Source organism: Pseudomonas campi, assembly GCF_013200955.2.
Classification (GTDB): domain Bacteria; phylum Pseudomonadota; class Gammaproteobacteria; order Pseudomonadales; family Pseudomonadaceae; genus Aquipseudomonas; species Aquipseudomonas campi.
This window is the reverse complement of sequence record NZ_CP053697.2, coordinates 531384-550948: the sequence shown is the minus strand read 5'-3', so window position 1 is coordinate 550948 and position 19565 is coordinate 531384. Positions and strand designations below refer to the sequence as shown.

The window sequence follows — 19565 nt, the reverse complement described above, 5'->3', positions numbered from 1 at the left end:
CCAAGAAACACCCTTAGCCATGACGCATTCTGTACCCAAAGCCCCGCCCTACCCGAGGAGCCACCTGCTGGCTGCCAGCGGCGTAGCTGCGCTGCTGAGCCTGGCCTTGCTGGTGTTCCCGTCCCGCGAAGTCGAGGCGAAGAAGACCTATTTGAATCTCGAACTGGAGAATGGCTCCGAGCAACTGCTGCAGGAAAAGGTTGATCTTCGACCAGGCCTGTCGACAGGCAATCAAGGCGACTCTCCATTCAATAGCGCCAGCCTGACCGAAAAAAGCAGCACCGAGGATGGTGCGAAGCAGAAAAGCCAGACCAGCCAACTCTCTCTTCCCACCGATCCACTGCAAAAGACCGTGACCGTCGGCAATGGCGATACCTTGTCCACGGTTTTTGCCCGGGTAGGCTTGAGTGCCAACGACCTGCACGAAGCCCTGAGCAGCAGCAAAGATGCCAAGAAATTCAGCCGCCTCAGGATTGGTCAGGTACTGGATTTCAAGCTGACCGCAGATGGCAAGCTGGAATCTGTGCGCAGCAAGCTCAGCGACCTGGAGAGCATTGCCCTGAACCGCACGGACAAGGGCTACAGCTTCAAGCGCGACTTGGTCAAACCAGACGTGCGCACCACTTATTCCCATGGCGTGATCAACAGTTCGCTGTTCCTCTCTGCCAAACGCGCGGGCCTGTCGCATAGCCTGACCATGGATCTGGCCAACGTATTCGGCTACGACATCGACTTCGCCCTGGATATCCGCGAAGGCGACGAGTTCGAAGTCATCTACGAAGAACACGTGGTGAATAACAAACAGGTCGGCAACGGCAATATTCTCGCAGCCCGCTTCACCAACCGCGGCAAGACTTACACAGCGGTGCGCTACACCAGCAAGCAAGGCGTGACCAGCTACTACAACGCCGACGGCAACAGCATGCGCAAGGCATTCATCCGTACCCCGGTGGACTTTGCCCGGATCAGCTCGCGCTTCTCCATGGGCCGTCGCCACCCGATCCTGAACAAGATCCGCGCGCACAAGGGTGTCGACTACGCTGCGCCACGCGGCACACCAATCAAGGCTGCCGGCGATGGCAAGGTACTGCTGGCCGGCCGCAAGGGCGGTTACGGCAATGCAGTGGTAATCCAGCACGGCAACAGCTTCCGCACTCTTTATGCGCACATGCAGGGCTTCGCCAAGGGCGTGCGCACCGGCGGTAGCGTGAAGCAGGGGCAGATCATCGGCTATATCGGCACCACTGGCCTGTCGACCGGCCCGCACCTGCACTACGAGTTCCAGGTCAACGGCCGCCATGTCGACCCGCTGAGCCAGAAGCTGCCAATGGCCGACCCGATTGCCCGCAACGAGAAGCAGCGTTTCATGCAGCTGAGCAAGCCGCTGATGGCGCGTATGGACCAGGAAAAGTCCACACTCCTGGCCCAGAACAAGCGCTAAGCCGATGCCGCGCTACCTGGGGGTGATGTCCGGAACCAGTCTCGACGGACTGGACATCGCCCTGATCGAGCAGAATCAACGTCCCAGCCTGCTCGCCACCCACTACATCCCCATGCCGACCGAACTGCGCAGTGAGCTGCTTGCCCTCTGCGCCCCCGGCCCGGACGAACTGGCCCGTGCCGCCGAAGCGGAAAACCGCTGGGCCAGCCTGGCCGCACAGGGCATCGCCAGCCTGCTGGCCGCAGAAAAGCTCAACCCCAGCGATATCCGCGCCATCGGCAGTCACGGCCAGACCGTGCGCCATGAGCCGGCCCGCGGCTTCACCATCCAGATTGGCAACCCGGCACTGCTTGCCGAGCTGACCGGCATAGACGTGGTCAGCGACTTCCGCCGCCGCGATGTCGCCGCCGGCGGCCAGGGTGCGCCCCTGGTGCCGGCCTTTCACGAAGCCCTGTTTGATGACGGCACACAACGCCTCGCCGTGCTCAATGTCGGCGGCTTCAGCAACCTCAGCCTGCTTGGTCCGGATCAACCCGTGCATGGCTTCGACTGCGGCCCAGGCAATGCGCTGATGGATGCCTGGATCCAGCAGCATCATGGCCAGACCTTCGACCGTGATGGCGCTTGGGCGGCCAGTGGCTGCTGCAATCAGAACCTGCTGAGCGCCCTGCTGGGCGATGCCTTCTTCCAGACTCGTGGGCCGAAAAGCACGGGCCGCGAACTGTTCAACCTGCCCTGGCTGGAGCAGCACCTGCGACACCTGCCTGCAATAGCGCCGGCCGATGTACAGCGCACCCTGCTGGAACTGACTGCACGCAGCATCGTCGACTCGCTGCAACACGCCCAGCAAGGCACAGCGGAACTGCTGGTCTGCGGCGGCGGCGCACACAACGGCGCCCTGATGACGCGCCTGCAGGAGCTGCTGCCCGCCACCCGCGTGGCCAGCACGGCCAGTCGCGGCGTAGCGCCGGACTGGATCGAAGCCATGGCCTTCGCCTGGCTGGCTCACTGCTGCCTGGAAGGGATTCCCGGCAATCGCCCGAGCGTGACGGGAGCCAAGGGCCTGCGCATACTGGGCGCCTGGTACCCGGCGTAAAAACCAGCAGACACAAAAAAGCCCGCGATTGCGGGCTTTTTCTTGGGCGGCGAACTCAGATCGAGAACGAAGAGCCGCAACCGCAGGTGGTGCTGGCATTCGGGTTCTTGATCACGAAGCGCGAACCTTCCAGGCCTTCCTGGTAATCGACTTCGGCGCCGACCAGGTACTGGAAGCTCATCGGGTCAACGACCAGGCTGACGCCTTCGCGCTCGACGATGGTGTCGTCATCCGCCACTTCCTCATCGAAGGTGAAGCCGTACTGGAAGCCCGAGCAACCGCCGCCGGTGACAAACACGCGCAGCTTGAGACGCTCGTTGCCCTCTTCATCGACCAGGCTCTTCACCTTGTTCGCCGCACCCTGAGTGAAGATCAGAGGGGTTGGAGTGAAGGTCTCGACGCTCATCTTGTTACTCTCCCGGCGCCAGGCGCCATGTTACCTACTGCTTGGGCAGCGATTATCCGCTTACCCGAGCAAATTGGTCAATTATTGTGCCGCGCTCTCAGGGCATCAGCCCGGCATGGGCCAGCCCCAAACGCTCATCCAGACCGAAGAGGATGTTCAGGTTCTGCACGGCCTGGCCGGAAGCGCCCTTGACCAGGTTATCGATGGCCGACAGCACCACCACCAGTTCGCCACCCTGCGGCCGGTGCACGGCAATGCGGCAGACGTTGGCACCGCGCACGCTGCGGGTTTCCGGATGGCTGCCGGCCGGCATCACGTCGACGAACGGCTCATTGGCATAGCGTTTCTCGAACAGCGCCTGCAGGTCCACGCCACGATCGACAACGGTCGCGTACAGGGTCGCGTGAATACCGCGAATCATCGGCGCCAGGTGTGGCACGAAGGTCAGGCCGACCGGGCCGCCAGCGGCGCGGCGCAGGCCCTGAGTGATCTCCGGCAGGTGACGGTGGCCCTTGACCGAGTAGGCCATCATGCTTTCGCTGGTCTCGCAGAGCAGCGAGCCGACCTTGGCGCCACGCCCGGCACCGCTGACGCCGGAGGCACAGTTGGCGATCAGGCGGCTGGCATCGGCCAGGCCGGCTTCCAGCAGTGGTAGCAGGCCGAGCTGGGTAGCCGTCGGGTAGCAGCCGGGGACGGCGATCAGGCGCGCGCCCTTGATGGCTTCACGATTGACTTCCGGCAGGCCGTAGACCGCCTCGGGCAGCAGATCCGGCGCGCCATGGGGCTGACCGTACCATTGCGCCCACTCCTCGGCATCCTGCAGACGGAAGTCGGCGGACAGGTCGATCACCTTGGTGCCGGCATCCAGCAACTCGCCGGCCAGGGCATGGGCCACGCCATGGGGGGTGGCGAAGAACACCACGTCACAGGCACCCAGGGTGGCCACGTCCGGCACACTGAAGGCCAGGTTGTCATAGTGGCCTCGCAGATTCGGGTACATGTCGGCAACCTTCACCCCCGCCTCGGAGCGCGAGGTGATGACGGCCACTTCAGCCTGTGGATGCTGGGCCAGCAGGCGCAGCAACTCTACCCCGGTGTAGCCTGTGCCGCCGACGATACCGACCTTGACCATCACTCAACCCTCGAAGCCCACCCAGAAAGGCTGCCGATGATAAAGCCCGCCGGGGCTGCGGCCAACCTCGAGGGTGACGTATGGACAGCGCTTTCTCTACTATCGGCACCATTCAGTCGCTGTCGGGAAGCATTCGATGCTCTATCTCTGGGTCAAAGCCCTGCACATCATCGCCATGGTCTGCTGGTTCGCCGGGCTGTTCTACCTGCCCCGGTTGTTCGTCTACCACGCCATGAGCGAGGACGAGACCAGCCAGCAGCGCTTCTGCGTGATGGAGCGCAAGCTGTACCGCGGCATCATGAACCCGTCGATGATCGCCACCGTGCTGTTCGGCGGCTGGCTGCTCTACCTCAACCCGGCCTGGCTGCAGATGGGCTGGCTGCATGCCAAGCTGCTGCTGGTCGCCGTACTGATCGCTTATCACCACGTGTGCGGCGCCCAGCTCAAGCGCTTTGCGCGCAACGAGAATGCCCGCAGCCATGTGTTCTATCGTTGGTTCAACGAAGCACCGGTGCTGCTGCTGTTGGCCATTGTCATTCTGGTGGTGGTCAAACCCTTCTGAGTCTCCCCGACATAACAACAAGAGGAAAATCCATGTCCCTGCCCGCCCTGCTCGACCAACGCCTGCGCCTGCCCGTGGTGGCTGCGCCGATGTTCCTGGTGTCGACCCCGCCACTGGTAATGGCCTGCTGCAACAACGGCGTGGTGGGCAGCTTCCCCGCCCTCAACCAGCGCGACAGCGGCGGTTTCAAGGCCTGGTTGGAAGAGATCGAGGCAGGCCTGAGCGCCGATGCTGCACCCTATGCGGTGAACCTCATCGTGCATGGCAGCAACCCACGCCTGCAGGCCGACCTAGCGATCTGTGTGCAGCACAAGGTGCCGGTGGTGATCACCAGCCTGGGCGCCGCGAAAGAAGTGGTAGACGCCGTACACAGCTACGGCGGCCTGGTGTTCCATGACGTGACCACCCGCCGCCATGCGGAGAAAGCCGCCGAAGCCGGGGTCGACGGGCTGATCGCGGTGGCTGCCGGGGCCGGCGGGCATGCCGGGACCTGGAGCCCGTTCGCCCTGATCGCCGAGATCCGCCAGTTTTTCGACAAGACCCTGCTGCTGGCCGGCTGCCTCAACAATGGCCATGAAATCCTCGCCGCCCAGCTGCTCGGCGCCGACCTGGCCTACCTCGGCAGCCGCTTTATCGCCACCCGCGAGAGCAATGCCGATGAGGCCTACAAGCAGATGATCCTGGGCGCACGGGCTGCCGACATCGTGCATACCCCGGCAGTCTCCGGGGTGCCGGCCAGCTTCATGCGCCAGAGCCTGGAACTGGCCGGATATGACCTCAAGCGCCTGCAGGACAAAGGTGACATCAACTACGGCGAGAAGCTCAAGCCGATGGACGAGGAAGCCAAGGCCTGGAAGACCGTCTGGTCGGCCGGCCAAGGGGTGGGTGGCATCAGCGACGTGCCAACCACGAGTGAGCTGATCGCCCGCCTGGACACCGAGTACCGGCGTGCCCAGGGCCAGGCTGGACAATTGGCACAACGCTGGCCGCGCTGAGCAACAAATTGCGCACGGGGCGCTTGTTCGCCCCCGTTGAAATACTTAGGCTCAAGGCACTCCAATAAACCGACAGGGACGCACGCATGACCAACGCACGCTACAAGATCGTGTTTACCGGCGAACTGATGCCCGATGCGGCAGCAGACACCGTGAAAGACAATCTGGCCCGCCTGTTCAAGAGCGAGCGCAGCAAGATCGAAGCCCTGTTCAGTGGCGCGGCCGTGGCGCTCAAGCGCGATCTCACGGAAGACGACGCGGACAAATACCTGGCAGCGCTGCAGCAGGCCGGCGCACGCGTGCACAAGGAAAAGGACCTGACTGCCAGCTTGAGTCTGGTGGAAACCGACGATCATCGCCCGGCCAGCGAGCCTGTAGCAGGCGACGCACGCATGAGCTGCCCCAAGTGCGGCCATGAACAGGCCAAGGCCATCGAGTGCACGGCCTGCGGCATCGTCATCGAGAAGTACCTGGCACGCCAGGCACAGCTTGCGGAAAACCCGCCGCCCGCACCTGCCGCCATCGCAGCCGCGAGCAATGCCAGCGAGGCATCGCCCTATGCCACGCCCAAGGCCCAGGTCGCCGAGCAACTGCCGGAGTTCGGTGAGCTGAAGGTGTTCAGCGTCAATGGCCGGATCGGCCGCGTGCGCTACCTGGCCTGGTCGGCAGTGCTGATGTTTGCCGCCTTGGCGCTCTACTTCATCGCCGCTATCGGCCTGGCTTTTGCGCCGGTCTTCGGCTGGATCCTAATGGCAGCTCTGGTTATCGCCATCATCGTGGTCAGCGTACAGATGGGCGTGCAGCGCCTGCATGATATCGGCTGGTCGGGCTGGCTGTGGCTGATCAATCTGGTGCCGCTGGTAGGCAGCGTTTTTGCGCTGATCATGCTGGTGGTGCCGGGCACCCCTGATGCCAACCGCTACGGCCCACCGCCGCCGCCCAACAACACCGGCGTGAAGGTTTTGGCATTTGGCTGGCTGGTTTTTCCGGTGCTGATCGGCATCCTCGCCGCCATCGCAATTCCGCAGTACCAGCAGTACACCCAGCGCGCCGCCGAGGCACAGATGGAAATGCCCAGCGCCGTGGAATCGCAGGAATAACCCGCTCACTGACCAGGACGGCCCATGCCCACCTATGCACTGATTACCGGGGCCTCCAGCGGCCTCGGCCTGGCCTTGGCCGAGGCCCTGGCGCGCAAGGGGCGCAACCTGATCCTGGTGGCCCGCCAGCGTGAAGCGCTGGAAAGCCTCGCCTGTGAACTGAGCCAGCGATTCGGTATCGAAGCGCTGTTCCGCGTCTGCGACCTGGCCGAGCCCATGCGCCTGACCGGCTTGATCCAGGAACTGGAACAGGGCGAGCGGCACATCGATCTGCTGGTGAACAACGCCGGTATCGGCACCGCAGGCCTGTTCGTCGAGCAGGACTGGGGCCGTGAGCAGGAACTGATCGAACTCAACATCCTCGCCCTCAGCCGCCTCTGCCACGCCATCGGCAACAGCATGGTGCAGCACGGTGGTGGGCAGATCCTCAATATCGCCTCGCTGGCGGCCTTCCAGCCCGGCCCGCTGATGAGCAACTACTTCGCCAGCAAGGCCTATGTGCTCAGCCTATCCGAAGGTTTGCGCCACGAACTGGCCCCGTATGGGGTGAAAGTCTCGGTGCTTTGCCCGGGCCCGGTGGCCACGCCGTTCTTTCGCAATAGCCTGTTGCGCAGCGAACCGCTGGCCCGGCACAAGCTGCTGGCAGACCCGGAAGAAGTGGCACTGCTGGCGGTCCGCGGCCTGGAGAAGAACCGTGCGATCATCATCCCCGGCTGGCGCAATCGCCTGATCCCGCTCCTGCTGCGCCTGGCGCCACGCGCCCTGGTGCGGCATATCACGGCAAAAACCATCCGCCCGCTGCTGCCGCGCCAGGCCTGAGCTAGCCGGCTGTTGAAAAACGTTGGCGAGGCAGCCAGCGCAAGGCAAAAACAGGCGAAAAAGCGCAGTTTACGAGCTGTAAATGAGCATTTTGAGCCTGTTTTTAACGCCGCGATGGCAACGCAGGTAGTTTTTCAACTGCCTGCTAGCCGGCGTTGACCGTACGCCCGGCCGCCCAGGCGCGCAGCGCCTCCAGCTTCTCGGCCATCACCACCGAGAGTGGCGCGGTGCTCTGGATGTTGTGCAGCAGCAAGCCCTGATCCACCGTCTGCTGGCGCGCCTGCGCCGCATACAGGGCACTGACCACCACCTGCTCGATCTCGGCACCGGAGAAGCCGGCACAGGCCGCCGCCAGCTCGTTCAGGTCGAACAGTTGCGGATCCAGCTCGCGACGGCGCAGGTGAATGGCGAAGATATCCGCGCGCACCGCCGCATCCGGCAGATCGACGAAGAACAGCTCGTCGAATCGGCCCTTGCGCACCAGCTCCGGCGGCAGGCGGTGGATGGCGTTGGCCGTGGCAACCATGAACACTGGCGCCTTGCGCTCGGCCATCCAGGTCAACAGGGTACCCAGCACACGCTGACTGACGCCTTCGTCGTGATCGCCGGCAGACAAGCCTTTCTCCAGCTCGTCCATCCACAGCACGCAAGGCGCCATCTGCTCGGCCAGCTTGAGTGCCTCGCGCAGGTTGCGTTCGGTCTCGCCGAAGAACTTGTTGTACAGGCTGCCGAAATCCAGACGCAGCAACGGCAAACCCCACAAGCCGGCCACCGCCTTGGCCGCCAGGCTCTTGCCGCCGCCCTGTACGCCGACCAGCAACATGCCCTTGGGCATGTCCGGGCCTTTACCGTTGAGGAAGATATCCTGGCGCTCGCCCAGCCAGCGCTTGAGGTTGCTCAGGCCGCCGACTTCGGCGAACTGCGCGGTGTCGTATTCGAAGCTGAGCACGCCCTCCAGGTCGAGCAGCTGGAACTTGGTCTTGTTCAGCTCCGGCAGGTCTTCCTGGGTGATCGCACCGTCGTCGCAGATCACGTTGCGCGCCAGGGCGCGAGCCTCGGCGTGACTCATGCCGCGCAGGTTCTTCACCACCTGCTGCAGGGTGCGGTTGTCGGTGCGTACCCGTGCGCCGCGATTGAGTTCGCTCCAGCGCGTGGCTTCGTCACGCACGATGGCCAGCAGCTCCTCTTCGCTGGGCAGGGCCAGGGTGAAGCGCGCGGCATAACGCTGCACCTCGGCGGGCAGCTTGAGGGTGTGGGAAACCAGCACCAGGGTTGGCTTATGGCTGGCCTCGCTCATGGCGACTTCCTTGAGCAGGCGTACCAGCTTGGGGTTGTCGGCGAGGAACGGATGCAGGTCGCACATCACATACAGGTTGGGCTGCGGGTCATGCTTGATCAGCTTGAGCGCAATATCCGGCTCGAAGCTCTCGCCGGCACCGACCGGCTCACCACCGAAGCCCAGACGCTGCAGGCCTTCGGTCACCGCCCAGGTGAACAGGCCGAGGCCACGCTTGACCGCCAGGCTGGTGAGCGTCTCCAGCACGCGCTTCTCGTCCCAGGACTCGATGACTACCAGCTTGACCCTGGAATCGAGCACCAAGCCCAGATCATGAATATCGTTCTTCACCCTCACTCCTTGTGACCCCGCCAGGCTGGCCGGGATAAATACGCGCCATTACACTCGCAGAATACCGAAACCCGCAGGAGGAATACCCGTGGACTGTCTGTTCTGCAAGATCGTCGCCGGGCAGATCCCCGCGCGCAAGATTTACGAAGACGATCAGGTGATCGCCTTCCACGATATCGGCCCGCAGGCACCCGTGCATTTTCTGGTGATCCCCAAACGCCATATCGCCACCCTCAATGACCTCGGCGAAGACGACCGCCCACTGGCCGGGCATATCCTCTTCACTGCCCAGCGCCTGGCCAGGGAGCTGGGCTGCGAAGAAGGCTTCCGGGTGGCGATGAACTGCAACGAGCTGGGCGGGCAGACCGTCTACCACATTCATATGCATGTGCTGGGGCAGCGGCAGATGCACTGGCCGCCGGGCTAAGAACCTGCCTACGATCTTTTGATCGTCGGCCATGCTGCGTTGAAATTGGGCTCGGACTGCTCATTTACACCTCGTAAACTCCGCGTCCTCGCCCAATTTCGCCTTGCCTGGCTCTAGCTCAAAAAATCGTCAACAGGTTCTAAGTGCATCCGGCCCCTGGGCTTGTTCCTACACAAACCCGTCACACCTGCCATCCTGCGGCCTCTTGTCGCCGGTCATATTTCTGCCCAAGGGTTCAGGTAAACTGGCCCGCATGCTTTCCGTGGAGGTGGTCATGACCAGCGAACGCCAGTTTTCCCCCGTTGACCGTCTGTTGATGCAGGCCGATGCCGCCATGCGCACCCTGCTGCCGTTCAGCGGCGCGCCGACGCGACCGTCGCCGGCCATCGTGCAGAACGAAGCGGCAATGAGTGAAGAAGACACCCGCCATGTGGCCGGGCTGATGCGCATCAACCACACCGGCGAGGTCTGCGCCCAGGCGCTGTACCAGGGCCAGGCGCTGACCGCCAAGCTGCCACAGGTGCGCAAGGCCATGGAGCATGCCGCCGATGAGGAAGTCGACCACCTGGCCTGGTGCGAGCAGCGCATCCGCGAACTGGGCAGCCACCCCAGCGTGCTCAACCCGCTGTTCTACGGCTTGTCCTTCGGCGTCGGCGCAGTGGCCGGACTGATCAGCGACAAGGTCAGCCTGGGCTTCGTCGCCGCCACCGAGGATCAGGTGGTCAAGCACCTGGACGAGCACCTGGAGCAGATCCCCCACGACGACGCCAAGACCCGCGCCATCCTCGAGCAGATGCGCGAGGACGAAGAGCACCACGCCACCAGTGCCATCGAGGCCGGCGGCCTGCGCTTCCCGGCACCGGTCAAGCTGGGCATGAGCCTGCTGTCGAAAGTGATGACCAAGAGCACCTATCGTATTTAAGCGACAGGTTCGGTATCGCGGACATAAAAAAGGGCGCCCACAGGCGCCCTTTTTCGTTGCAGGTGAATCAACGCGACATATTGCGCGCGTAGAAGATTTCCAGCATCTCGTGACGCACTTTCTCTTCCACCTGTTTACGCTGTTCGGCAGTCAAATTGCTGGCCGCGTCGCCGAACAGGTAGTTGTCCAGCTCGAAGTCCTTGAGCAGCATCTTGGTGTGGAACAGATTCTCCTGGTACACGTTGACGTCCGTCATCTGGTACGCGTCCTGGGTGTCGTCTGAGAGGTAGTTCTGGATCGAGTTGATCTCGTGGTCGATGAAGTGCTTCTTACCTTCCACGTCACGGGTGAAGCCGCGCACTCGGTAGTCGACGGTGACGATGTCCGAGTCGAACTGGTGGATCAGGTAGTTGAGCGCCTTGAGTGGCGAGATCACCCCGCAGGTCGACACGTCGATGTCCACGCGGAAGGTCGCAATGCCCTCGACCGGATGGATTTCCGGATAGGTGTGTACGGTGATGTGGCTCTTGTCCAGGTGCGCCAGGATGGTCTCCGGCAGCGGCCCTGGCGACTCCTCGATCTGGCTGGCGGTGGGCTCCACCGGCTGCTCGGAGATCAGGATGGTCACGCTGGCGCCTTGCGGGTCGTAATCCTGACGGGCGATGTTCAGGATATTGGCGCCGATGATGTCGACAACATCGGTGAGGATCTGCGTCAGGCGCTCGGCGTCGTACTCGGTATTGATGTACTGGACGTAAGCCTGCTGGTCTTCCGGCGTTTCCGCGTAGCAGATGTCATAGATGTTGAAGCTCAAGGTCTTCGTCAGGTTATTGAACCCGTGGAGCTTGAGTTTGCTTTTCACCGTTGGAGATTCTCTTTGTGGATGCGGCTCTGCCGCGTGATCGAGCATGCCCGTCAGCTGCGAACGACTCAGCTGCGTAGGACGGTTAACACCTCTTCGCGATGGCGATTGTGGGTATGGTTTGGGGCACTGTCCGGCCCCGAAAAAGGCCGCGCATTATGCAGAGCGACGGGGTCGACTGCCATAGTTTGCGCGGTCTTTATGATGTGTGGATGTCAGGCACCGAGCTCGACGATCTCGTAATCGTGGGTAATCTCCACGCCGGCACGGCCGAGCATGATCGAGGCCGAGCAGTATTTCTCTGCCGACAGCTCCACCGCGCGCTTGACCTGGGCCTCCTTGAGGCCGCGGCCTTTGACCACAAAGTGCAGGTGAATCTTGGTGAAGACCTTGGGATCTTCGTCGGCGCGCTCGGCTTCGAGGAAGGCTTCGCAGCTCTCCACCGGCTGGCGGGACTTCTTGAGGATGCTGACCACATCGAAGTTGCTGCAACCGCCCAGGCCGATCAGCACCATCTCCATGGGGCGCACGCCGAGGTTGCGACCACCGGCTTCCGGCGGGCCATCCATCACCACCACGTGGCCGCTGCCTGATTCGCCGAGGAACATCGCCTCGCCGGCCCATTGAATGCGCGCTTTCATTGCCAGGACTCCACTGCCAGAAAAGGGCGCGTAGCTTAGCACAGGGCTTTGTGACGCCCGCCTCAGGCGCAATGGCCGAGTTTAGTGACAGCCAGTGTTAGCTACGTCGCAAATCGGCTTGCCGCACCGGTCGGGTCTGTTAAGCTGACTGCGGATAACTGGCACACTTGTTCAGATAACTAATAAAAAAATCGCCTGCTGGACAAAGGCTTACTCTTTTTTTCTTCGGGACTCGAGCATGGTCGCTATTACCCTTACACCGAAAATCAAGAATCTCGACAAGCTCCTCGCACATTGCCATCGCCGTCGCTACACCGCCAAAAGCACCATCATCTATGCGGGCGACCGTTGCGAAACCCTGTTCTTCATCATCAAAGGCTCGGTCACCATCCTTATCGAGGACGATGACGGCCGCGAAATGATCATTGCCTACCTCAACTCCGGCGACTTCTTCGGCGAAATGGGCCTGTTCGAGAAGGAAGGCAACGAGAAAGAACGCAGCGCCTGGGTGCGCGCCAAGACCGAGTGTGAAGTGGCCGAGCTGAGCTACGCCAAGTTCCGTGAGCTGACGCAGCAGGACCCGGAAATTCTCTACGCCCTCGGCAGCCAGATGGCTGACCGCATCCGCAACACCACACGCAAGGTGGGTGACCTCGCCTTCCTCGACGTCACCGGCCGCGTTGCGCGCACCCTGCTCGACCTGTGCAAGCAACCCGACGCCATGACCCACCCGGATGGCATGCAGATCAAGATCACCCGCCAGGAAATTGGCCGCATCGTCGGCTGCTCCCGCGAGATGGTTGGCCGTGTACTCAAGTCGCTCGAAGAGCAAGGCCTGGTCAATGTGAAGGGCAAGACCATGGTGGTCTTCGGTACTCGCTGATCGGGGCGGCTGCGCGTCGGCCCCGCTTCACCAGAAACGAAAAAGCCCGCCAATTGGCGGGCTTTTTTGTGGGTGATGCTCAGTCCGGGTCGGCGCCGAGCACCACCCGCTTACCGTCCGGGAAGAACAGGCGCTTGAGCTCGGCACCCGGTTCCTCGGCGCGCATGAAAGCTTCGCCGACCAGGAAGGCATACACCTCGCTGATCTCCATCAGCTCGACATCGGCGCGGTTGAGGATGCCGCTCTCGGTGACCACCAGGCGGTCACGCGGCACGCGCGGCAGCAGGTCGAGAGTGGTTTCCAGGCTGACTTCGAAGCTGTGCAGGCTGCGGTTGTTGATCCCCACCAGCGGCGTGTCCAAGGTGTTCAGCGCACGTTCCAGCTCATCGCCGTCGTGTACTTCCACCAGCACGTCGAGGCCGACGTCCTTGGCCACGCTGGCCAGCTCGGCCATGCGCACATCGTCCAGGGCAGAGACGATCAGCAGCACGCAGTCGGCGCCCAGGGCGCGGGCTTCGACGATCTGGTAGGGGTCGATCATGAAGTCCTTGCGGATCACCGGCAGGTTGCAGGCGGCGCGGGCCTGCTGCAGGTATTCGTCGGCACCCTGGAAGAAGTCGATGTCGGTGAGCACCGACAGGCAGGTAGCGCCGCCGGCTTCGTAGCTCTTGGCGATCTCCGCCGGAACGAAGTTCTCGCGCAGCACGCCCTTGCTCGGCGAGGCTTTCTTGATCTCGGCAATCACCGCCGGCCGCTTGCGTGCCGCCTGTTCCAGCAACGCACGGGCAAAACCGCGCGGGGCATCGGCGCCCCGCGCCAGCGCCTCAACCTCGGCCAAACTGACGCGCGCGCGACGCTCGGCCACTTCCTCGGCCTTGCGCGCGAGGATCTTCTCCAACACGGTGGGAATACTCACGCTTCGTTCTCCTGCTTGAACACGGCGGTGAAGGACACCAGCTCGTCGAGTTTTTCCCAGGCCAGACCGGTATGCAAGGCGTCCTGCGCCAGCTGCACGCCTTCACGCAAGCTGGTCGCATGGTCGGCGGCATACAGCGCCGCGCCGGCGTTGAGCACGATCATGTCGGCGGCCTTCTGGCCATTCTCGGTCTTGCGCTTGCCCAGCGCATCGCGGATCAGCGCCAGGGACTCTGCGGCATTGTTCACGGTCAGACCGATCAGACTCTGGCTCTTGATGCCAAAATCTTCCGGCTGCACGCGGTACTCGCTGACCACGCCGTCCTTCAGCTCGGCGACATAGGTCGGGGCGGCCAGGCTGACTTCGTCCAGGCCATCCTGGGCATGCACCACCAGCACGTGCTGGCTACCCAGGCGCTGCAGCACTTCGGCCAACGGCCGGCACAGGGCCTGGCTGAACACGCCGAGCACCTGATGTTTGACGCCGGCCGGGTTAGTCATTGGACCGAGCATGTTGAAAATGGTGCGCAAGGCCAGCTCGCGGCGCGGGCCGATGGCATGCTTCATCGCGCCGTGATGGGCCGGGGCGAACATGAAACCGACGCCCACGGACTCGACGCAACGTGCCACCTGTTCCGGCTTGAGGTTGAGGTAGACCCCGGCCGCCTCCAGCAGGTCGGCGCTGCCGCTCTTGCCGGATACCGCGCGATTGCCATGCTTGGCCACCCGCCCGCCGGCCGCGGCGACCACGAAGGCAGCGGCGGTGGAAACGTTGAAGATGTTCATGCCGTCGCCACCGGTACCGCAGGTGTCGACCAGGCGCTCGGCGTTGATCTGCACCGGCGAAGCCAGCTCACGCATGACCTGAGCGGCGCCGACGATCTCGTCGATGGTCTCGCTCTTCATGCGCATGCCCATGAGGAACGCGCCGACCTGCGCATCGGTGCACTGGCCGGTCATGATCTCGCGCATCACGTCCTGCATCTCGGCCGTGTTCAGGTCGAGCTGGTTGACCACCCGGTTGAGGGCTTCCTTGATATCCATGTCAGCGCACCCCGCCGGTCTGTTTGAGGAAATTGGCGAACAGGTCGTGGCCCTGCTCGGTGAGGATGGATTCCGGGTGGAACTGCACACCCTCGATGTTCAGGGTCTTGTGGCGCAGGCCCATGATCTCGTCGACGCTGCCGTCGGCATGCTGGGTCCACGCGGTCATTTCCAGGCAATCCGGCAAGGTGTCGCGCTTGACCACCAGGGAGTGGTAGCGGGTCACTGTCAGCGGCCGGTTGAGGCCGGCGAACACGCCCTTGTCCTCGTGAAACACCGGACTGGTCTTGCCGTGCATCACCTGGCGCGCACGCACCACGTCGCCGCCGAAGGCCTGGCCGATGCTCTGGTGGCCCAGGCACACACCGAGGATCGGCAGCTTGCCGGCGAAATGCAGGATGGCCTCAATGGACACCCCGGCCTCGGTCGGCGTACACGGGCCGGGCGAGACCACGATGCGCTCGGGTTTGAGCGCCTCGATCTCGGCGATGCTCAGTTCATCGTTGCGGATCACATGGACATCGGCACCCAGTTCGCCCAGGTACTGCACCACGTTGTAGGTAAAGGAGTCGTAGTTGTCGATCATCAGCAGCATGGTATGGGCTCCCTTAATCCTTGGCCTGGGGTACGGACTGTTCGGCGAGGCTGACCGCGCGGAACATGGCGCGACGCTTGTTCAGGGTTTCTTCCCACTCCAGGGCCGGCTGCGAGTCGGCAACGATACCGGCGCCCGCTTGAACATGCAGTTCACCGTCCTTGATCACCGCGGTACGAATCGCAATCGCGGTGTCCATATTGCCGTTCCACGCCAGGTAGCCCACGGCACCGCCGTAGACCCCACGCTTGACCGGCTCCAGCTGGTCGATGATTTCCATCGCACGCACCTTGGGCGCACCGCTGAGGGTGCCGGCCGGCAGGATGGCGCGCAGGGCGTCCATCGCCGACAGGCCTTCCTTGAGGTGGCCGGTGACGTTGGAGACGATATGCATGACGTTGGAATAGCGCTCGATCACCATTTTCTCGGTGACCTTCACTGAACCGGTGCTGGCGACGCGGCCGACGTCGTTGCGGCCCAGGTCGATCAGCATCAGGTGCTCGGCGAGCTCCTTGGCGTCGGACAGCAGGTCTTTCTCCAGGTCCAGGTCGGCCTCTTCGGTGGCGCCACGCGGGCGGGTACCTGCGATCGGGCGTACCGTGACCAGGTTGTCCTCGACCCGCACCAGCACTTCCGGCGAGCTGCCGACCACATGGAAGTCGCCGAAGTTGAAGAAGTACATGTAGGGCGTCGGGTTGATGCAGCGCAGCGCGCGGTACAGGTCGATCGGCGCGGCCTGGAAGGGGATCGACATGCGCTGGGAGATCACCACCTGCATGCAGTCGCCGGCCAGGATGTATTCCTTGATCGCCAGCACCGCGGCTTCGTAGTCATCGCGCTTGAAGCTGGAGACGAAGTCCGGCTCGGCGCCCGCCGGCGCGGCCAGGTCGACGCCCAGGCGCGGGGTGATAGGCCTGCGCAGCTGCTCCAGCAGCTGAGCCAGGCGCGCCTGGCCCTGCTCGTAGGCATCGGCCTGGCTGGGGTCGGCGAGAACGATGGCGTGCATCTTGCCGGCCAGATTGTCGAACACCACCACCGCATCGGAGACCATCAGCAGGATATCCGGGGTGCCCAGCGGGTCCGGATTGGGGCTGGCGCCGAGCTTGGTCTCGACGTAGCGCACGCTGTCATAGCCGAAGTAGCCGACCAGGCCACCATTGAAACGCGGCAGACCGCTCAGGGTCGGCACCTTGTAGCGGGCCTTGAACTGCTCGACGAACGCCAGCGGATCGGCGCAGTCGTCATGTCGCTCGACCTCGACCCCATCGACACTGACGCTGACCTGGTGGCCATGGGCGCGCAGCACGGTACGCGCCTGCAGGCCGATGATGGAGAAACGCCCCCACTTCTCGCCGCCCTGCACGGACTCCAGCAGGTAGGTGTTGGGCGCGTCGGCCAGTTTCAGGTAGATCGACAGCGGCGTGTCGAAGTCGGCGAGGGTTTCGAAGGCAAGCGGAATGCGGTTGTAGCCGTCGGCGGCCAAACGCAGGAATTCGTCGCGGGTCATGATGGAATCAGCCTTGTGGCCGGAAGCCCGATGGCCTCCGGAAATCAAACAGTAGGGGTACGCAACACACGCCGGCGGGCCGGCCACACTCGATCAGGCGCGCCAGCGCCAACGGGCCAGGGCCTTGAGGATCTTCATGTTGGCTCGGCCGAGCCAGTGTTTGCGGGGAGCCACCACGGTGCGATCTCTTGGCTGCGGGTGTGCGGAAGGATTAGCCGACATTAGCCTAGCGTCCGCCTCGAAGCAACCGTCGGGCAGCAGCTGGCGCAGATCGTCGAGCACCGCCGCCGGGCCTTCCTCGGCAATCGGCCGGCCGTGGTTGTAGCCATAACTCAGCGCCACGCAGGGCACGCCCGCCGAGCGGGCGGCCAGCACGTCGTTGCGCGAGTCGCCGACAAACAGCGCCTCATGGGCGCCGACTCCGGCCAGGCGCATGACATGCAGCAGCGCCGCCGGGTCCGGCTTCTGCTGCGGCAGGGTGTCACCGCCGATGATCCAGCGGAAGTAATGGCCCAGCTTCATCTCATCCAGCAGCGGGGCGACGAAGCGCTCCGGCTTGTTGGTGATCAGCGCCAGCTCCACGCCCTGCTTCTTCAGCCACTTGAGGGTGGCGCTGACGCCGGGATAGACACTGCTGAGCTGATGGCTGCCGGCATAGGCCTGGTTGAACAGCTCCAGTGCCTGCTCGGTCTCGGTTTCACCGACAGCGGCATGCTCGATGTCGCCGGCCAGGGCGCGGCGCACCAGCACCCGCGCGCCATTACCGACCCAGTCACGCACCCGCTCGATGCCCGCAGCCGGGCGGCCGAGGCCGTGCAGCATCTGGTCGATCGCGGCCGCCAGGTCCGGCACCGAGTCGACCAGGGTGCCGTCCAGGTCGAACATCACCAGACGCGGTAGCTTGCCGTCGAACAGCCCGTGGAGCAGGGTCACCCACGCACCTTGGCCAGCTCGGTACGCATGGCGTCGATCACGGTCTTGTAGTCCGGCTGGTTGAAGATCGCCGAGCCGGCGACGAAGGTGTCGGCGCCTGCAGCGGCGATGGCGCCGATGTTCTGCACGTTGACCCCGCCATCGATCTCCAGGCGAATCTCGCGGCCGCTGGCGTCGATCAACGCACGGACTTCTTTCAGCTTGTCCAGGGTGCCGGGGATGAACTTCTGCCCGCCGAAACCCGGGTTGACGCTCATCAGCAGGATCATGTCGACCTTGTCCATCACGTACTTGAGCACGTCCAGCGGGGTAGCCGGGTTGAAGACCAGGCCGGCCTTGCAGCCGCCGTCGCGGATCAGCTGCAGCGAGCGGTCGATATGCTCGCTGGCCTCCGGGTGGAAGGTGATGTAGCTGGCGCCGGCTTCGATGAAGTCGCCGATGATGCGGTCGACCGGCTTGACCATCAGGTGCGCGTCGATCGGCGCGGTGATGCCGTACTTGCGCAGCGCCGCGCAGACCATCGGGCCGATGGTCAGGTTGGGCACGTAGTGGTTGTCCATCACGTCGAAGTGGACGATGTCGGCGCCGGCGGCGAGCACCTTGTCGACTTCCTCACCCAGGCGGGCGAAATCGGCGGAGAGAATCGACGGGGCGATGGCGAAGGGTTGCATGACGACCTCAGGGCATGAATCACGGTGGCGCGATTGTAGCCTGAGTCGTCGTGCGAGGCAGTTGTCGTATGTCAGGCCGTGGCTTCGACCTTGGTCGCAGGCGCTTTCAGCTGGGGTTGGCGGTGCGCATCTTCTCGCTGCGCCCACGCAGCCACTCCAGAGTCAGCAGCATGACGATGGAGAAACCGATCAGCAGGGTCGCTGCGGCGGCAATGGTCGGCGACAGGTTCTCGCGGATACCGCTGAACATCTGCCGTGGCAGGGTGGCCTGCTCGGGGCCGGCAAGAAACAGGGTCACCACCACTTCGTCGAACGAGGTGGCGAAGGCGAACAACGCACCGGAAATCACCCCGGGCGCGATCAGCGGCAGGGTCACCCGGCGGAACGTCGTCAGCGGTGAGGCGCCCAGGCTGGCCGCGGCGCGCACCAGGTTGTAGTTGAAGCCCTGCAGGGTCGCCGACACGGTGATGATGACGAACGGCACGCCGAGCACGGCATGCACCAGGATCAGCCCCAGGTAGCTGTTGCCAAAGCCCATGGGGGCGAAGAACAGATAACTGGCGACCCCGACTATGACCACCGGCGCCACCATCGGCGAGATCACCAGGCTCATCACCAGCGCCTTGCCGCGGAACTCGCCGCGGGTCAGGCCAATCGACGCCAGGGTGCCGAAGACCATGGCCAGCACAGTGGCAGCCGGGGCGACGATCAGGCTGTTGGTCAGCGCACGCATCCACTCGGCCGAAGTGAAGAAGTCCTCGTACCAGCGCAGGGAAAAACCCTGCAGCGGGTAGACCAGGAAGCTGCCGGAGTTGAACGACAGCGGGATGATCACCAGCACCGGCAGGATCAGGAACAGCAGCACCAGCGCGCACAGGCTGCGATGGGCCCAGAACCAGGCACGTTCGATGGGGGATTTGTAGGGGCTCAGCATCTGCGTTCTCCAATCATTCTCTAGCGGGGCACCGCCCCTCTCCCGCCCTGCGG

At 63.6% G+C, this 19565-nt stretch carries 21 protein-coding genes; 9 read left to right on the top strand and 12 right to left on the bottom strand.

The genetic code is table 11. The features are described from left to right. Nucleotides 1-19: 19 nt before the first annotated feature. Complete coding sequence (locus tag HNE05_RS02380; RefSeq protein WP_173211580.1) at nt 20-1441, top strand: peptidoglycan DD-metalloendopeptidase family protein; 1422 nt, start codon at nt 20-22, stop codon at nt 1439-1441. Between the two features lie 4 nt (nt 1442-1445). Further along, nucleotides 1446-2537: an anhydro-N-acetylmuramic acid kinase gene (locus HNE05_RS02375; protein WP_173211579.1), complete on the top strand. Its 1092-nt coding sequence runs from the start codon at nt 1446-1448 to the stop codon at nt 2535-2537. A gap of 55 nt (nt 2538-2592) precedes the next feature. On the opposite strand, the gene erpA is transcribed toward HNE05_RS02375, so the two are convergent. Both erpA and argC read right to left on the bottom strand, forming a co-directional pair. Continuing rightward, nucleotides 2593-2943, bottom strand: a complete 351-nt coding sequence (erpA, locus tag HNE05_RS02370) for an iron-sulfur cluster insertion protein ErpA (RefSeq protein WP_173211578.1) — start codon at nt 2941-2943, stop codon at nt 2593-2595. Between the two features lie 97 nt (nt 2944-3040). Then, the gene (argC, locus tag HNE05_RS02365) at nt 3041-4075 is read right to left on the bottom strand and encodes an N-acetyl-gamma-glutamyl-phosphate reductase (RefSeq protein WP_173211577.1); all 1035 of its coding nucleotides are present in this window, start codon (nt 4073-4075) and stop codon (nt 3041-3043) included. A gap of 136 nt (nt 4076-4211) precedes the next feature. Between argC and hemJ the strand changes: the two genes are divergently transcribed. From hemJ to HNE05_RS02345, 4 genes are all read left to right on the top strand, one after another. After that, nucleotides 4212-4637, top strand: coding sequence for a protoporphyrinogen oxidase HemJ (gene hemJ, locus HNE05_RS02360; protein WP_173211576.1), 426 nt, complete (start codon nt 4212-4214; stop codon nt 4635-4637). A 32-nt stretch (nt 4638-4669) separates the two neighbouring features. Beyond that, nucleotides 4670-5632: an NAD(P)H-dependent flavin oxidoreductase gene (locus HNE05_RS02355; protein WP_173211575.1), complete on the top strand. Its 963-nt coding sequence runs from the start codon at nt 4670-4672 to the stop codon at nt 5630-5632. Nucleotides 5633-5718: 86 nt separating this feature from the next. Beyond that, the gene (locus HNE05_RS02350) at nt 5719-6732 is read left to right on the top strand and encodes a DUF805 domain-containing protein (RefSeq protein ID WP_173211574.1); all 1014 of its coding nucleotides are present in this window, start codon (nt 5719-5721) and stop codon (nt 6730-6732) included. 24 nt (nt 6733-6756) lie between these two features. Beyond that, nucleotides 6757-7551 carry an SDR family NAD(P)-dependent oxidoreductase gene (locus HNE05_RS02345; protein WP_173211573.1) on the top strand — a complete coding sequence of 265 codons (795 nt, stop codon included), beginning with the start codon at nt 6757-6759 and terminating at the stop codon, nt 7549-7551. A 145-nt stretch (nt 7552-7696) separates the two neighbouring features. On the opposite strand, the gene HNE05_RS02340 is transcribed toward HNE05_RS02345, so the two are convergent. Then, nucleotides 7697-9178 carry an AAA family ATPase gene (locus tag HNE05_RS02340; protein ID WP_173211572.1) on the bottom strand — a complete coding sequence of 494 codons (1482 nt, stop codon included), beginning with the start codon at nt 9176-9178 and terminating at the stop codon, nt 7697-7699. A gap of 88 nt (nt 9179-9266) precedes the next feature. Between HNE05_RS02340 and HNE05_RS02335 the strand changes: the two genes are divergently transcribed. Both HNE05_RS02335 and coq7 read left to right on the top strand, forming a co-directional pair. Further along, nucleotides 9267-9605: a histidine triad nucleotide-binding protein gene (locus HNE05_RS02335; protein WP_173211571.1), complete on the top strand. Its 339-nt coding sequence runs from the start codon at nt 9267-9269 to the stop codon at nt 9603-9605. Between the two features lie 274 nt (nt 9606-9879). Beyond that, nucleotides 9880-10527 carry a 2-polyprenyl-3-methyl-6-methoxy-1,4-benzoquinone monooxygenase gene (gene coq7, locus HNE05_RS02330; protein ID WP_173211570.1) on the top strand — a complete coding sequence of 216 codons (648 nt, stop codon included), beginning with the start codon at nt 9880-9882 and terminating at the stop codon, nt 10525-10527. Nucleotides 10528-10594: 67 nt separating this feature from the next. Here the strand turns inward: coq7 and speD are convergent, their stop codons facing one another. Both speD and HNE05_RS02320 read right to left on the bottom strand, forming a co-directional pair. Then, entirely contained in the window at nt 10595-11389 is a 795-nt protein-coding gene (speD, locus tag HNE05_RS02325; protein ID WP_173211569.1) for an adenosylmethionine decarboxylase, read from the bottom strand. A 215-nt stretch (nt 11390-11604) separates the two neighbouring features. Beyond that, a complete protein-coding gene (locus HNE05_RS02320; protein ID WP_173211568.1) occupies nt 11605-12030 on the bottom strand; it encodes an OsmC family protein in 426 nt (141 codons plus the stop codon). Nucleotides 12031-12268: 238 nt separating this feature from the next. Here HNE05_RS02320 and crp point away from each other — a divergent pair, with 238 nt between their 5' ends. After that, nucleotides 12269-12913 (top strand): cAMP-activated global transcriptional regulator CRP, encoded by a 645-nt coding sequence (gene crp / locus HNE05_RS02315; RefSeq protein ID WP_173211567.1) that lies wholly within the window; start codon nt 12269-12271, stop codon nt 12911-12913. A gap of 79 nt (nt 12914-12992) precedes the next feature. Here the strand turns inward: crp and trpC are convergent, their stop codons facing one another. The 7 genes from trpC to HNE05_RS02280 all read right to left on the bottom strand — a co-directional run bounded on the left by trpC (nt 12993) and on the right by HNE05_RS02280 (nt 19512). After that, nucleotides 12993-13829 carry an indole-3-glycerol phosphate synthase TrpC gene (trpC, locus tag HNE05_RS02310; RefSeq protein ID WP_173211566.1) on the bottom strand — a complete coding sequence of 279 codons (837 nt, stop codon included), beginning with the start codon at nt 13827-13829 and terminating at the stop codon, nt 12993-12995. Then, entirely contained in the window at nt 13826-14872 is a 1047-nt protein-coding gene (trpD, locus tag HNE05_RS02305; RefSeq protein WP_173211565.1) for an anthranilate phosphoribosyltransferase, read from the bottom strand. Before trpD ends, trpC begins: the two co-directional genes overlap by 4 nt. Before the next feature lies 1 nt (nt 14873). Then, nucleotides 14874-15467, bottom strand: coding sequence for an aminodeoxychorismate/anthranilate synthase component II (locus HNE05_RS02300; RefSeq protein ID WP_173211564.1), 594 nt, complete (start codon nt 15465-15467; stop codon nt 14874-14876). 13 nt (nt 15468-15480) lie between these two features. Next, nucleotides 15481-16974: an anthranilate synthase component I gene (trpE, locus tag HNE05_RS02295; protein WP_173211563.1), complete on the bottom strand. Its 1494-nt coding sequence runs from the start codon at nt 16972-16974 to the stop codon at nt 15481-15483. Nucleotides 16975-17067: 93 nt separating this feature from the next. After that, nucleotides 17068-17859, bottom strand: coding sequence for a phosphoglycolate phosphatase (locus HNE05_RS02290; protein WP_173211763.1), 792 nt, complete (start codon nt 17857-17859; stop codon nt 17068-17070). A 44-nt stretch (nt 17860-17903) separates the two neighbouring features. Then, nucleotides 17904-18578 (bottom strand): ribulose-phosphate 3-epimerase, encoded by a 675-nt coding sequence (gene rpe, locus HNE05_RS02285; protein ID WP_173211562.1) that lies wholly within the window; start codon nt 18576-18578, stop codon nt 17904-17906. Between the two features lie 106 nt (nt 18579-18684). Continuing rightward, nucleotides 18685-19512, bottom strand: coding sequence for an ABC transporter permease (locus tag HNE05_RS02280; protein WP_173211561.1), 828 nt, complete (start codon nt 19510-19512; stop codon nt 18685-18687). Between the last annotated feature and the right edge of the window lie 53 nt (nt 19513-19565).

What these genes read in the sequence shown, in the direction of transcription:
- HNE05_RS02300 (WP_173211564.1), bottom strand. Translation starts at nt 15,467, where the DNA reads ATGCTGCTGATGATCGACAACTACGACTCCTTTACCTACAACGTGGTG.
- rpe (WP_173211562.1), bottom strand. Translation starts at nt 18,578, where the DNA reads ATGCAACCCTTCGCCATCGCCCCGTCGATTCTCTCCGCCGATTTCGCC.
- HNE05_RS02375 (WP_173211579.1), top strand. Translation starts at nt 1,446, where the DNA reads ATGCCGCGCTACCTGGGGGTGATGTCCGGAACCAGTCTCGACGGACTG.
- crp (WP_173211567.1), top strand. Translation starts at nt 12,269, where the DNA reads ATGGTCGCTATTACCCTTACACCGAAAATCAAGAATCTCGACAAGCTC.
- HNE05_RS02290 (WP_173211763.1), bottom strand. Translation starts at nt 17,859, where the DNA reads ATGTTCGACCTGGACGGCACCCTGGTCGACTCGGTGCCGGACCTGGCG.
- trpE (WP_173211563.1), bottom strand. Translation starts at nt 16,974, where the DNA reads ATGACCCGCGACGAATTCCTGCGTTTGGCCGCCGACGGCTACAACCGC.
- argC (WP_173211577.1), bottom strand. Translation starts at nt 4,075, where the DNA reads ATGGTCAAGGTCGGTATCGTCGGCGGCACAGGCTACACCGGGGTAGAG.
- HNE05_RS02320 (WP_173211568.1), bottom strand. Translation starts at nt 12,030, where the DNA reads ATGAAAGCGCGCATTCAATGGGCCGGCGAGGCGATGTTCCTCGGCGAA.
- coq7 (WP_173211570.1), top strand. Translation starts at nt 9,880, where the DNA reads ATGACCAGCGAACGCCAGTTTTCCCCCGTTGACCGTCTGTTGATGCAG.
- trpD (WP_173211565.1), bottom strand. Translation starts at nt 14,872, where the DNA reads ATGGATATCAAGGAAGCCCTCAACCGGGTGGTCAACCAGCTCGACCTG.
- HNE05_RS02380 (WP_173211580.1), top strand. Translation starts at nt 20, where the DNA reads ATGACGCATTCTGTACCCAAAGCCCCGCCCTACCCGAGGAGCCACCTG.
- HNE05_RS02345 (WP_173211573.1), top strand. Translation starts at nt 6,757, where the DNA reads ATGCCCACCTATGCACTGATTACCGGGGCCTCCAGCGGCCTCGGCCTG.
- HNE05_RS02350 (WP_173211574.1), top strand. Translation starts at nt 5,719, where the DNA reads ATGACCAACGCACGCTACAAGATCGTGTTTACCGGCGAACTGATGCCC.
- hemJ (WP_173211576.1), top strand. Translation starts at nt 4,212, where the DNA reads ATGCTCTATCTCTGGGTCAAAGCCCTGCACATCATCGCCATGGTCTGC.
- erpA (WP_173211578.1), bottom strand. Translation starts at nt 2,943, where the DNA reads ATGAGCGTCGAGACCTTCACTCCAACCCCTCTGATCTTCACTCAGGGT.
- HNE05_RS02355 (WP_173211575.1), top strand. Translation starts at nt 4,670, where the DNA reads ATGTCCCTGCCCGCCCTGCTCGACCAACGCCTGCGCCTGCCCGTGGTG.
- HNE05_RS02280 (WP_173211561.1), bottom strand. Translation starts at nt 19,512, where the DNA reads ATGCTGAGCCCCTACAAATCCCCCATCGAACGTGCCTGGTTCTGGGCC.